Source organism: Burkholderia sp. Ac-20392, assembly GCF_017104585.1.
GTDB lineage: Bacteria > Pseudomonadota > Gammaproteobacteria > Burkholderiales > Burkholderiaceae > Burkholderia > Burkholderia lata.
This window is the reverse complement of record NZ_JAAGPB010000255.1, coordinates 1-12,343: the sequence shown is the minus strand read 5'-3', so window position 1 is coordinate 12,343 and position 12,343 is coordinate 1. Positions and strand designations below refer to the sequence as shown.

Here is a 12,343-nt window from a genome sequence, read left to right as displayed (position 1 = left end):
CCGACTTCACGCGCGACGTCATGGCCCGGCTCGGCGACGTGACGTTCGCGAGCCTCGCGCTGCGTCCCGGCCGGCCCCTCGCGTGCGGCACGCTCGCACGCGCAGCCGATGGCGCCGGTCACACGCTGTTTTTCGGGCTGCCCGGCAACCCGGTCGCGTCGGCCGTGACGTTCTACGCGATCGTGCGTCCCGCGCTGCTGACGCTGGCCGGCGCACAGGCCCAGCCGCCGTCGCTGCATACGGCACTCAGCACGCAAGCGCTGAAGACGCGCCCGGGCCGCACCGACTACCTGCGCGGCATCGCGACGCGCGCCGCCGACGGCCGCTGGCACGTCGCACCGGCCGGCTCGCAGAGTTCCGCGTCGCTGAGCGGCCTCTCGGCCGCCAACTGTTTCATCGTCCTGGGCCACGATACCGCGGCAGTCGACGCGGGCACCCCGGTCGACATCCTGCCGCTCGACGGCCTGATCTGAATTCCACTATCGGTATATCTCTACGGGGGCAATCCGCACATGAAGAAACAAATCTCGTCGATCGCCGCGGGACAAACCGCAAAGGCGCTGATCCTCGTCTACCTGACGTTCAGCGTGCCGATCGTGCTGCTCGGCATTCTCGTCGCGTACATTCGTTACGGAATGGTCGAACTGAGCACGATCCTGAGCGCGCTGCTGCTGAACGCGATCCTCGGCTTCGTGCTGCTGTGGATCGCATGCCACGCGTACAACTGGGTCGCATCGCGCTTCGGCGGCATCGAGATCGTGCTGTCCGATCCGCCGGAGGAAGCGTGAGCGGCACACCACTGATCCGCGCGGCCCAGGCACGCGACGTCGGCGCGATCCTCGCACTGATGCGCGAGCTGGCCGAGTTCGAGAAGCTTGCGCACCTGTTCGTCGCGACCGAAGCCGATCTCGCCGACGCGCTGTTCGGCGAGCAACCTGCCGCCGAGGCGCGGGTGGCCGAGCACGACGGCGCGATCGTCGCGTATGCGCTGTTCTTCCACAATTATTCGACGTTCCTCGGCCGGCGCGGCCTGTATCTCGAGGATCTGTACGTGCAGCCGTCGCAGCGCGGCACGGGCCTCGGCACCGCGATGCTGCGTCACCTCGCGGCGTTGGCCGTCGAGCGTCGTTGCGGGCGCTTCGAATGGTCGGTCCTCGACTGGAACCAGCCGGCGATCGATTTCTACGAAAAAATGGGCGCAACCGTGCTGCCCGACTGGCGCATCGTTCGCGTCACGGGCGACGCACTGGATACGCTCGCCGGGCATTGACCGCGGGCCGGCCACGCCGGCAAGCGCTTCAAAAGAAAACGGGCGCCGCAGCGCCCGTTTTTGCTTTCCGGCCGATGTCGGCCATGTGCGTCATGCGTCGTCCGCATCGGCACCGTCGGCCCCTTCCGCGCCGAGCAGCCCTGCCGCCGTATCGCCCGGCAGCGCCTCGACCTGCTTCAGCTTGCGGTTCATCACACGCGTGCGCTGCTCGGCGGCCTCGATCGAGCGCGTGACCGTTTCGAGCTGCGACTTCGTGCGGGCAAGCACGTCGCCGAACTTGCCGAACTCCGTCTTTACCGCGCCGAGCACCTGCCACACCTCGCTCGACCGTTGCTCGATCGCGAGCGTACGGAAACCCATCTGCAGGCTGTTCAACAGTGCGGTGAGCGTCGTCGGGCCGGCGACCGTCACGCGATAGTCGCGCTGCAGCAGGTCGGTCAGCCCCGGGCGACGCAGGATCTCCGCATAGAGCCCTTCGGTCGGCAGGAACAGCAGCGCGAAATCGGTCGTATGCGGCGGCGCGACGTACTTCTCGGCGATCGTGCGCGCCTCCAGCCGCACGCGTGCTTCGAGCGCACGGGCCGCTTCCTCGACCGCCACCGCATCGGCACGCTCCTGCGCATCGATCAACCGCTCGTAGTCTTCGCGCGGGAATTTCGCGTCGATCGGCAGCCACACGGGCGGCGCGTCGCGCGTGCCGGCCTCGCGCCCGGGCAGCCGGATCGCGAACTCGACGCGCTCGCTGCTCTTCGGCACCGTCGCCACGTTCTTCGCGTACTGCTCCGGTGTCAGCATCTGTTCGAGCAGCGCCTCGAGCTGCACCTCACCCCAGGTGCCGCGCGTCTTCACGTTGGTCAGCACCTTCTTCAGATCGCCGACCCCTGCTGCGAGCGTCTGCATCTCACCGAGCCCGCGATGCACCTGCTCGAGCCGGTCCGACACGAGCTTGAACGATTCGCCGAGCCGCTGCTCGAGCGTCGCGTGCAGTTTCTCGTCGACGGTGCGGCGCATCTCCTCGAGCTTCGCCGCGTTGTTCGTCTCGATTTCCTTCAACCGCTGCTCGAGCGTCGCGCGCACCTCGCCGATCCGGCGGTCGTTCGCCTCGGTCAGTTGCGTGAGCTGCCGGTTCAACGTGTCGCCGAACAGCCTGAGCGCACCCGTCTGCTCCTCGCGCGCCTGCTGCGCCTGGCGCTGCACGCTCTCGCGCATCGCGTCGAACTGCTGCGCATTGCCGGCGACGAGCTTGCCGAGCTGCTGCGCAAAACCCTCGATCTGATTGTTCTGCACGGTCGCCACGCTCGTCAGTTGCGCGGCGAGCGTCTGCTGAAGCTGCGCGAAACTGCCGGCCAGCTCGGTGCGCGAACCGCGCGCGTTCTCGACGATCTCGCCGCGCAATTCGCGTTCGAGCCGCTCGACCGCACGCGCCTGTGCATGCGCGGCGTCCTCGATCTGGTCACCCAGCACTGCCGCATCGTCGTGGCGGCCACCGCCACGCACGAGCGCGACGATCGCCACCGCCAGCGCGACGGCCAGCACGACGACCGCCGCAAGCAACAACGTCATCGTCATGCGCGCGGCTTCCCGATCACGTCAGGGTTGATCGGATTCGGCGGCTGCCCTGCGCGCGGCCCTTCGCCCAGCGCGGCGATCAGGTTGTCGGCGGCGAGGTTCGCCATCGCGCGGCGCGTCTTTTCGGTCGCGCTTGCGATATGCGGCGTCAGCACGACGTTCGGCACCTCGAGCAGCGCCGGATGGACCGTCGGTTCGCCTTCGTACACGTCGAGGCCGGCTGCGGCGATCGTCCCGTCGCGCAGCGCGACGGCCAGCGCCGCGTCGTCGACGATCCCTCCGCGCGCGATGTTGGTCAGCGTCGCGGTGCGCTTCATCTTCGCGAGCTCGGCCGCGCCGATCGTGTGATGGTTCTCCTTCGTGTACGGCAGCACGAGCACGACGTGATCGGCACGCGCGAGCAGCGCATCCTTCGACACGTACTCGGCATTCAGCTCGGCCTCGATCTCGGGCGCGACGCGCGACCGGTTGTGATAGATCACCTGCATCCCGAAGCCGCGTGCGCGACGCGCGAGCGCCTGGCCGATGCGCCCCATCCCGATGACACCGAGCGTCGAACCGTAGATGTCGCTGCCGAGGAAACCGTCGTACGCCCACTTCTGCCAGTGGCCGGCCCGCAGCCAGTGCTCGGATTCGGCGATCCGGCGTGCTGCGGCCATCATCAGCGCCCAGCCGAAATCGGCAGTCGACTCGTTCAGCACGTCGGGGGTGTTGGTGCCGAGCACGTTCGCCGCGTTGAACGCGGCCATGTCGAAATTGTTGTAGCCGACCGCCATGTTCGCCACGACGCGCAGGCGCGGCGCCGCCGCGAGCTCGGCCGCGCCGACCGGATCACCGGCCGTCAGCGCGCCGTCCTTGTCGGCCAGACGCGCGGCGAGCACGTCGGGAGCGAGTGCGTCGCCATTGTTCCAGTCGACATCGAAATACTGCTTGAGCCGCTCGATCACGTCCGGAAAGATCGGACGCGCGACCAGGATCTTCTGCATCGCCATCTCCGCATGCCGCGGACGGATCGCAGCGCGCCATGCGCCGGCGGGACCGCCCGCTCTAGGTTGAAAATCGTCAGCTTACGCCGAGAAGAAGATCCACGACGTCAGCAGGAATACCGGTATCAGCACGACCAGCGCCCAGCCGAGGTAGGCAAAGAAGCTCGGCATCTTCACGCCGCGCGATTCGGCGATTGCCTTCACCATGAAGTTCGGCGCGTTGCCGATATAGCTGTTCGCGCCCATGAACACCGCGCCCGCGGAAATCGCGGCGAGCGTCGACGCGCCGGTCGTCATCAGCGACTGCGCATCGCCACCCGCGAGGTTGAAGAACACGAGGTAGGTCGGCGCGTTGTCGAGGAACGACGACAGGATGCCGGTCGCCCAGAAGTACATCGCGTCGATCGGCTTGCCGTCCGGCCCCGTGACGAGATGGACGATCTGCGCGAATGCGCCGTCGGCACCAGCACGCAGGATCACGATCACCGGTGCGATCGTCACGAAGATCCCCGCGAACAGCTTCGCGACTTCCTCGATCGGCGCCCAGTTGAACGCGTTGCCCTCGCGCGCGGAGCGCGGCGTCAGCGCGAGCGACGCGAGCGTGACGCCCACGAGCGCGACGTCGCGTACGAGGTTCTGCAGCGCGACGTGCGTGCCCCACACGTCGAACGTGATGCCCGGCTTCCATACGCCGCTCATCAGCACCAGGCCGATCACGGCTACGAGCAGCACGAAATTGATCTTGCCGTCGATCGACAGCCTGTCGTTGTCGGGCGTCGGGTCGAGCACGGCCGGCCGCTCCTCGCCACCCTTCCGGTAGAAGTACGTATCGAGCACGAAGAACAGCGTCAGCAGCACGACGCAGATGAACAGCATCGGCAGTGCGAGGTGCGTGGTCGTCCAGAAGAAGCTCACGCCATTCAGGAAACCGAGGAACAGCGGCGGATCGCCGAGCGGCGACAGCGAGCCGCCCGCGTTCGCGACGAGGAAGATGAAGAAGATCACGACGTGCACGACATGCTTGCGGTTGTCGTTGGCGCGCAGCAGCGGCCGGATCAGCAGCATCGCGGCGCCCGTCGTGCCCATCACGCTCGCGAGCAGCGTGCCGAGCGCGAGGATCGCGGTGTTCAGCTTCGGCGTGCCGTGCAGGTTGCCGTTTACGCAGATGCCGCCCGCGACCGTATAGAGCGCGGTGAGCAGCACGATGAACGGAATGTATTCCTCGAGCAGCGCATGCACGAGCGTGCCGAACGCGGTGCCCGCGCCGAACGCGAACGCGAACGGGATCAGGAACACGACCGCCCACCCGGCCGCAATCTTGCCGAAGTGGTGATGCCAGAACACGGGGGCGACGAGGGGGAACAGTGCGATGGACAGCAGGATCCCGGCGAACGGGATACCCCAGAGTGCAGACAGCGTGGCACCGTCGAGCGTTGCGGCCGATGCAAGCGCGGGAACGGCGCCAAGCGCGATCCCCGACGCCATGCCCGCCCAGGCGGCATGTCGTTTCATGCAGAACTTCCTTGTTCGAGTGGTAGTGGATGCAGCGGGCGCGTCATGCGCCCCGTACGACGATCACGTGAACGCGGTACGGGCCGTGCGCGCCCAGTACGATGGTCTGCTCGATATCGCCCGTGCGCGACGGGCCCGACACGAAATTGACCGCGCGCGGCAATTCGCCGCGCTCCGAACGAATCAGCGCAAATGCGTCTTCATGACCGGCGACGATCCGCGACGCGGGCACGATTGCAATGTGGGTTTCCGGCAGCAGGCCGGCCGACGCATAGGTGTCGGGGCCGGACAGCAGCACCAGCGAGCCCGTTTCGGCAGTCGCGCAAAAACAGCCGGTGAGGCCGACCAGATCGCCGTCGCGCGGCTTGCGGCATTCGACCGACAGGCCTGCACCCGCCCAGTCGAAATCGGCGAGCGTGCGCCATGCAACGGCCTGCGTCGGCAGACTGTGGGCAGAAAGGTAGCGAGCCGCGGCGGCCGGTACCTCGGCAAGCGACGCGACCTCGTCGACCGTCGTCGACAGGCGTGCTGCTTCATCGACGAATGCCGCGACGAGATCGGCCGGTGCCGGCGGACGCGGGCCCTCCGGATGACGGGCGAGATAGTCGGCAACACCGTCGCGCTCGGCCGCATCGGGTTCGGCCGCACGTCCCTGCGCCGCGCGAATGCGTGCGAGGATCTGGCGACGGGCAGCGGAAGTGTCCATGAACGGTCCTCGTGACGTTGGCGGGCGATACTGTCGGATTATACCGGCCGACCTCGCCGCAACGCAGTTTTGGCCGTTCGGCCGACGCTTACTTCGACGCGTCTTCCTCGACCGGCTGGGCGATGCCGAACACCTGGCGCAGGTACGCGAGATACGCCTTGTCGTCGCACATGCTCTTGCCCGGCGAATCCGACAGCTTCGCGACCGGTTGGCCGTTGCAGCGGACCATCTTGATGACGATCTGCAGCGGAACGTAGCCGAGATCGTTGGTGAGGTTCGTGCCGACACCGAACGCGAGCTTGCAGCGGCCACGGAACCGTTCGTACAACTGCATGACCTTCGGGATGTCGAGCGCGTCCGAGAACACGAGCACCTTGGTCCGCGGGTCGCAACGGTTCGACTCGTAATGGCGCAGCATCCGCTCGCCCCATTCGAACGGATCGCCCGAATCGTGGCGCGCGCCGTCGAACAGCTTGCAAAAATACATGTCGAAGTCGTTCAGGAATGCATCCATCCCGTAGACGTCCGACAGCGCGATCCCGAGGTCGCCGCGGTATTCCTTCGCCCACATCTCGAAGCCGTAGATCTGCGAATCGCGCAGCCGCGGGCCGAGCGCCTGGCAGGCCTGCAGGTACTCGTGCGCCATCGTGCCGAGCGGCGTGATGCCGTGCTTCATCGCATAGAGCACGTTGCTGGTGCCTGCGAACTGCGGGCCGAGGCCGTCGCGCAGCGTCAGTGCGACTTCCTCGTGCCAGACCTTCGAGAAGCGCCGGCGCGTGCCGTAGTCGGCGATCTTGCAGTCGGCGAATTCGGGCTTCGCGCCGAGCAGCTTGATTTTCTCGCACAGCCGCTCGCGGCCTTCGCGATAGTCGGGCTCGCGCTGCGTGTTGCGGAAATACACTTCGTTGACGATCGCGAGCACCGGGATCTCGAACAGGATCGTGTGCAGCCACGGCCCCGTGATCCCGATGTCGATTTCGCCGTTGCCCTTCGGCGACGGCGTGATCGAGATGTACTTCTCGTTCAGGTGGAACAGCGCGAGGAAATCGACGAAATCGCTCTTGATGAAGCGCATCCGCCGCAGGTAGTCGAGTTCGACGTCGGAAAAACGCAGCGCGCACAGGCCGCGCACCTCGTCGCGGATCTCGTCGATGTACGGCACGAGATCGACGCCGGGCGTGCGGCACCGGAAACGGTATTCGACGCTTGCAGCGGGAAAGTGATGCAGGACGACCTGCATCATCGTGAACTTGTAGAGATCCGTGTCGAGCAGCGAAGTGATGATCATGATTACGGCACCGCCAATATCGTGACAGGGCCCCGGCGCACCGCGCGCCGCCCGGTCTGTCGGCCATGTTACCCGAATGCGGGCCCGACCATCGTGAAACCGCCTGCCGCCCGGCGCCGGTCGCCCCGCCCTACCGGCGTACGGGACACGTGCCGCCGTTGGTGCGTCCCTTCGACGAGCCCCCTGGGCGGGCCCCCATAAACTAATCACGAAACGATATAAGCCGGATAGCCGACCACGCCATGCGGGTTTTGCGCTTCAGTTACAATGCCGGTTTTGGCGCAAACGCCACCCCATATATACCGCCAAGCAGGAGCGTTTTAATGACTCACGTTGTGACCGAAGGCTGCATCAAGTGCAAATACACGGACTGCGTGGATGTGTGCCCGGTGGATTGCTTCCGTGAAGGTCCCAACTTTCTCGCCATCGATCCGGACGAGTGCATCGACTGCGCCGTGTGCGTCGCAGAGTGCCCGACCAATGCGATCTATGCCGAAGAAGACGTTCCCGGCGACCAGCAGCAGTTCACCGCGCTGAACGCCGAGCTGGCGAAGGACTGGCCGTCGATCACGAAGACCAAGCCGGCACCGGCCGACGCGGACGAGTGGAAGGACGTGCAGGACAAGCTGCACCTGCTCGAGCGCTGATCGCGCAGCGGCCGCAAAAATATTTTTGTGCGCCGCGGCCCAAAAGTATTGACGGCCTGATCAACGCTCCATATAATCTCGTTTCTCTGCTGTTGTTGTTTGTTCCCCGATAGCTCAGTCGGTAGAGCGCCGGACTGTTAATCCGTAGGTCCCTGGTTCGAGCCCAGGTCGGGGAGCCAAAAACGCAAAGGCCCGTTGAAAGTGGACGGGCTTTTTGCTGGTAGACAAACAAGCATGCAGATGTACCGATTTATTCCCCGATAGCTCAGTCGGTAGAGCGCCGGACTGTTAATCCGTAGGTCCCTGGTTCGAGCCCAGGTCGGGGAGCCAAATAGCGAAAGGCCCGTCAATCGACGGGCCTTTTGTTTTTCCGGCCCGCCTTTACGCTTTCATCGCCCGGTCGCGCGCATGCTAGAGTCTCTGTCCCGCATTCGCATCCGGTTCCGTCGATGAAGCACCGCCTCCTCCGCTCAGTCCCCTTCGCCCTCCTGCTTTCCGCATTCGCCGCGGCGCCGCTCGCGCACGCGGAGGAAGTCGGCAGCGTCAACACCCATTTCCGCGTCACGGGCTCCGATCGCGTGGTCGTCGAGGCGTATGACGATCCGGTCGTGAACGGCGTGACCTGCTACGTGTCGCGCGCCCGCACCGGCGGGATCAAGGGCACGCTCGGCGTCGCCGAGGATCCGAGCGAAGCGTCGATCGCATGCCGGCAGGTTGGCCCGATCAGCTTCAAGGAGCCGCTCAAGCAGCAGACCGACGTGTTCAGCGAGCGCATGTCGTTCATCTTCAAGACCCTGCACGTCGTGCGCGTGGTCGACGCCAAGCGCAACACGATCGTCTACCTGACCTACAGCGACCGCATCGTCAGCGGCAGCCCGAAGAACGCCGTCACCGCGGTACCGATGCCGGCCGGCACAACGATTCCGGTCAAGTAAAGCCCGCACCTGCCGGGCGCGCGAGCGATACACTGTCGATTCGACCGCCTCCGCGCCCGATCATGTCCGCCACCCGCCTTCCAGACTCCGCACGCTACTGGCGCACGCCGCTGCTGCCGGATGCGGATCTCGTCACGGCCACCTATCGCGACCACACGTTCGCGCCCCACTGGCACGACGCGTACACGATCCCAGTAATTCTCGAAGGCGCGGAGCGCTTCACCTATCGCGGCAGCGGCTATGTCGCCGAAACCGGCTCCGTGCCCGTCATCAATCCCGGCGAAGTGCACACGGGTTCGCGCGCGGCCGACGAGGGCTGGTGCTATCGCGTCAGCTACATGCCGGTCGAATTCATCCGCGAGCTCACCAGTGCGATCGCCGGCCGCCCGCAGGACGCGCCGTGGTTTGCACCCGACGTGATTCGCGATGCCGATCTTGCGGCCAGGCTCGCGCTGGCGCACCGGATGATGGAGGCCGGCAGCGAGCGCGCACTGCCGTCGCAGCCACACGGGCAGCCGGTTGACGATCCGATGACGGGCGCACCGCGCATCTACGATCCGCTCGCCGCCGAAACGGCGATGCTCGATGCGTTGTCGACACTGATCGTGCGCCATGCCGATGCACTGCCGCGACCGGCGCCGCTCGCAGCGGACGAACCGCGCGTCGACGCGATGCGCGAGTGTCTCGCCGCCGATCTCATGTGCACGGTGACGCTCGACGAAGTCGCGCAGGCAGCCGGCCTGTCGCCGTTCCATGCAGCGCGCCTGTTCACCCGCACGACCGGCATGCCGCCGCACGCGTGGCGCAACCAGTTGCGCTTGCAGCGCGCGCTGGCGCCGCTGCGTGCGGGCGTGCCCGTCGCCGACGTCGCGGCGGCCAGCGGCTTCGTCGACCAAAGCCACTTCACACGACATTTCAAACGCATGTTCGGCGTGCCGCCCGGGCGCTGGCAGGCGAGCTGACGCGCAGCATCCGGCCCACCATCGCGATACCGCCGGCACCGCCGCATTCCGCAAGCGCAAGAACATACAAGCCGGCACACCCCCTGCCCGCTATCCTCCAGTTCATGGAGGAGCACCCTTTGAACCCGACACCCGCATCGCCTGCCCGCCGCCCATTGAACGAATGGCTCGACGGCGCACGCGACACGATCCCGATGATGATTGGCGCCGCCCCGTTCGGCGTGATTTTCGGCACGCTCGTCGGCGGCGGCCCGCTCGCCGCGTGGCATGGCGCGCTGATGTCGCTCGTCGTGTTCGCGGGCTCCGCGCAGTTCATCGCGCTCGGCCTGATCGCGGGCAGCGCGAGCTTCGTCGTCGTGCTCGCGACCACGCTGATCGTGAACCTGCGTCACCTGCTGTACAGCGCAACGCTCGCGCCCTATGTGGCACACCTGCCGCTGCGCTGGCGGGCAACGCTCGGCGCACTGATGACCGACGAGGTGTTCGCGGTCGCCTATGCGCACTACCGGCATTTCCCGCCGGGCGCGATCGGCCCCCACTACTTCTTCGGCTCGGGGCTCGCGATGTACCTGAACTGGCAGGTCTGGACGCTCGCGGGGATCGGCTTCGGCGCGGCCTTCCCGGGCCTGCAGTCGCTCGGTCTCGATTTCGCGATGGCGGCCACCTTCATCGCGATCGTCGTCCCGCAACTCGGCACGCTGCGCTATTTCGCGGCGGCCGTGACGGCCGGCACGCTGGCGTACTTCTGGCAGGGCTGGCCGTACAAGCTCGGGCTGCTCGGCGCGGTCGCCGCCGGTGTCGCGATCGGCGTCGCGCTCACGTTGCTGCACGAACGCACGCGCGCCGGCTCGCGCACGGAGGCTGCATCGTGAGCTACGCACTGCTGATTCTCGGGATGGCCGTCATCACCTACGCGATCCGCTCGACGCTGTTCCTGTTCGGCGAACGGCTGACCTTCCCGCCGCTCGTGCGGACCGCGCTCGGCTTCGTGCCCGTCACCGTGCTGACCGCGATCATCGTGCCGATGGCCGTCTCGCCGCACGGCGGCACGGCCGAGCTGACCTGGCGCAATCCACAGCTCGTCGGCGCGCTCGCTGCCGTGCTCGTGTCGGCCGCCACCCGCCGCCCGCTCGTGACGATCGCGGCGGGGCTCGCGGTGTTCTTTTTCTGGCAAGGGGTCGTGCTGCCCCACTGGCTGCCCGCCTGAGTACACGCTCGGTTGCGCGCGCTCAAGTTTCCGCCCGGCACGCCGATATAGGGAATGAAGACCCGCCACCGGCCTCGGCGCGCACCGGTCAGTCGACGCTGCGCCCGTCCCGGTGCGCCGTGCCGGCCGCCGGCTTGCGCGGGCCGCCATCGAGACGATTCATGGGCCAGATCACCCTTTCCCTCAAGGACGACACGCTCGAGTCCCTGCGCAAGGACTACGACGCGTTCGTCCGCGTGTCGCTGAAACTCGACCCGCAGTTCGCGACGCCGTCGTTCGAGGATTTCCTGCGCGCCAAACTGCTCGACAACATGGTGCCGCTGACCGAGCACGCGGTGCAGCGGATGCTGCAGGGCGGTCAGTACGCGTGGGCAAAACGCACGCTCGACAAGGAATTTCCGGACGTCGTCGCGATCCTGATGCGACAGGCCGGCGAATTCGGCTTCGGCTTCGCGTCACGCTCCGAATGGACCCCCGACGAACTCGCGAAGGCTTGCCGCGACTGGGCGAAAGCGATCGTCGCCGAAGCCCAGGGCGACCCGTCGCTGATCGATCCGCTCGCATCGCAGATCAAGGGGGCGGCGCAAGACATCCAGACGCTCGAGGAACTGATGCAGACGCCTGCGTGGCGACTCGCGGAATCGCTGCGGCAACGGGTCTACGAGGCCAAGCTCGCGTGCGAGATGAGCGTCGGCAGCACCGCGCGCGACAAGCTCGGCGAACTGCGCGGGCTGTTGCGGCTCGGGCTCGCGCACGGCTCGTTCCAGAAGCAGGAAGCGCAGCAGATCATGGAGTACCTGCGGCTGCTGAAGCCGGAGATCTTCGTCGAGGAACCGTACGACGTCTTCGCGCGCCTCGCCGCATGGCTGCGCAGCGTATTCACGCCGGCTGCCGCGCGACCGGCGCAGGGTCAGGGACAAGGGCAAAGCCAACGGCGGCCGTAACGGCGCGCCCGATCGCATCGACACACGAAAGCGGCCCGATTCGCGCAATGCGAACCGGGCCGCCGGATGGCCATCGTCGCGACGCGCCCTCCGGGACGAGCGTCGCGCGGTGCCGGGCACCGCTTACTGCGTGGCGCCCTGGGCCGATGCACCGCCTTCCGCGCCGACCGACGCGCCGCCCTCGGTCGCTTCGCCGGCCTTCGCCTTGGCCGAGCCGACATGGCTCTTGGCCGACTTCGCGGCATGCTTCGTGTGCTTCTTGGCCGAGTGGACGGCTGACGACGCGGTATCCTTCGCGCCGTCGGCTGCCGCGCCGG

Annotated in this window: 14 protein-coding genes, 2 tRNA genes and 1 pseudogene; 11 read left to right on the top strand and 6 right to left on the bottom strand. The window is 66.8% G+C overall.

The features are described 5' to 3' along the window. The 3 genes from G3N99_RS24345 to G3N99_RS24335 all read left to right on the top strand — a co-directional run. A partial coding sequence (locus G3N99_RS24345) for a molybdopterin-binding protein (RefSeq protein ID WP_241011830.1) occupies positions 1-473 on the top strand: 473 nt, incomplete at its 5' end. A 39-nt stretch (positions 474-512) separates the two neighbouring features. Further along, positions 513-788 (top strand): hypothetical protein, encoded by a 276-nt coding sequence (locus G3N99_RS24340; RefSeq protein ID WP_006476519.1) that lies wholly within the window; start codon positions 513-515, stop codon positions 786-788. Next, on the top strand, positions 785-1,270 hold the full coding sequence (locus G3N99_RS24335; protein ID WP_089424836.1) for a GNAT family N-acetyltransferase: 486 nt from the start codon (positions 785-787) through the stop codon (positions 1,268-1,270). Before G3N99_RS24340 ends, G3N99_RS24335 begins: the two co-directional genes overlap by 4 nt. Before the next feature lie 90 nt (positions 1,271-1,360). Here the strand turns inward: G3N99_RS24335 and rmuC are convergent, their stop codons facing one another. The 5 genes from rmuC to pncB form a co-directional block, all read right to left on the bottom strand. Next, positions 1,361-2,839 (bottom strand): DNA recombination protein RmuC, encoded by a 1,479-nt coding sequence (rmuC, locus tag G3N99_RS24330; RefSeq protein ID WP_174943885.1) that lies wholly within the window; start codon positions 2,837-2,839, stop codon positions 1,361-1,363. Beyond that, positions 2,836-3,825 carry a D-glycerate dehydrogenase gene (locus tag G3N99_RS24325; protein ID WP_206123667.1) on the bottom strand — a complete coding sequence of 330 codons (990 nt, stop codon included), beginning with the start codon at positions 3,823-3,825 and terminating at the stop codon, positions 2,836-2,838. The genes rmuC and G3N99_RS24325 overlap by 4 nt, the downstream gene beginning before the upstream one ends. Before the next feature lie 81 nt (positions 3,826-3,906). Further along, on the bottom strand, positions 3,907-5,337 hold the full coding sequence (locus G3N99_RS24320) for a sodium:proton antiporter (protein WP_174943892.1): 1,431 nt from the start codon (positions 5,335-5,337) through the stop codon (positions 3,907-3,909). A gap of 43 nt (positions 5,338-5,380) precedes the next feature. Next, the gene (locus tag G3N99_RS24315; RefSeq protein ID WP_174943895.1) at positions 5,381-6,043 is read right to left on the bottom strand and encodes a lactate utilization protein C; all 663 of its coding nucleotides are present in this window, start codon (positions 6,041-6,043) and stop codon (positions 5,381-5,383) included. An 88-nt stretch (positions 6,044-6,131) separates the two neighbouring features. Further along, positions 6,132-7,331 carry a nicotinate phosphoribosyltransferase gene (gene pncB / locus G3N99_RS24310; protein WP_174943898.1) on the bottom strand — a complete coding sequence of 400 codons (1,200 nt, stop codon included), beginning with the start codon at positions 7,329-7,331 and terminating at the stop codon, positions 6,132-6,134. 323 nt (positions 7,332-7,654) lie between these two features. On the opposite strand from pncB, the gene fdxA reads away from it, so the two are divergent. From fdxA to G3N99_RS24270, 8 genes are all read left to right on the top strand, one after another. Next, the gene (gene fdxA / locus G3N99_RS24305; protein ID WP_011351384.1) at positions 7,655-7,978 is read left to right on the top strand and encodes a ferredoxin FdxA; all 324 of its coding nucleotides are present in this window, start codon (positions 7,655-7,657) and stop codon (positions 7,976-7,978) included. A gap of 103 nt (positions 7,979-8,081) precedes the next feature. Further along, positions 8,082-8,157, top strand: a tRNA-Asn gene (locus G3N99_RS24300). A 75-nt stretch (positions 8,158-8,232) separates the two neighbouring features. Beyond that, positions 8,233-8,308, top strand: a tRNA-Asn gene (locus G3N99_RS24295). A 119-nt stretch (positions 8,309-8,427) separates the two neighbouring features. After that, complete coding sequence (locus G3N99_RS24290; RefSeq protein ID WP_206123666.1) at positions 8,428-8,913, top strand: CreA family protein; 486 nt, start codon at positions 8,428-8,430, stop codon at positions 8,911-8,913. A gap of 62 nt (positions 8,914-8,975) precedes the next feature. Next, positions 8,976-9,875 (top strand): AraC family transcriptional regulator, encoded by a 900-nt coding sequence (locus tag G3N99_RS24285; protein WP_174944530.1) that lies wholly within the window; start codon positions 8,976-8,978, stop codon positions 9,873-9,875. A 104-nt stretch (positions 9,876-9,979) separates the two neighbouring features. Further along, entirely contained in the window at positions 9,980-10,747 is a 768-nt protein-coding gene (locus G3N99_RS24280; RefSeq protein WP_174987732.1) for an AzlC family ABC transporter permease, read from the top strand. Next, positions 10,744-11,082: an AzlD domain-containing protein gene (locus G3N99_RS24275; RefSeq protein ID WP_011351380.1), complete on the top strand. Its 339-nt coding sequence runs from the start codon at positions 10,744-10,746 to the stop codon at positions 11,080-11,082. The genes G3N99_RS24280 and G3N99_RS24275 overlap by 4 nt, the downstream gene beginning before the upstream one ends. 161 nt (positions 11,083-11,243) lie before the next feature. Further along, a complete protein-coding gene (locus G3N99_RS24270; protein ID WP_174943907.1) occupies positions 11,244-12,026 on the top strand; it encodes a DUF4088 family protein in 783 nt (260 codons plus the stop codon). A gap of 123 nt (positions 12,027-12,149) precedes the next feature. Here the strand turns inward: G3N99_RS24270 and G3N99_RS24265 are convergent. Beyond that, positions 12,150-12,343, bottom strand: a pseudogene (locus G3N99_RS24265) (hypothetical protein); the annotation flags it as partial.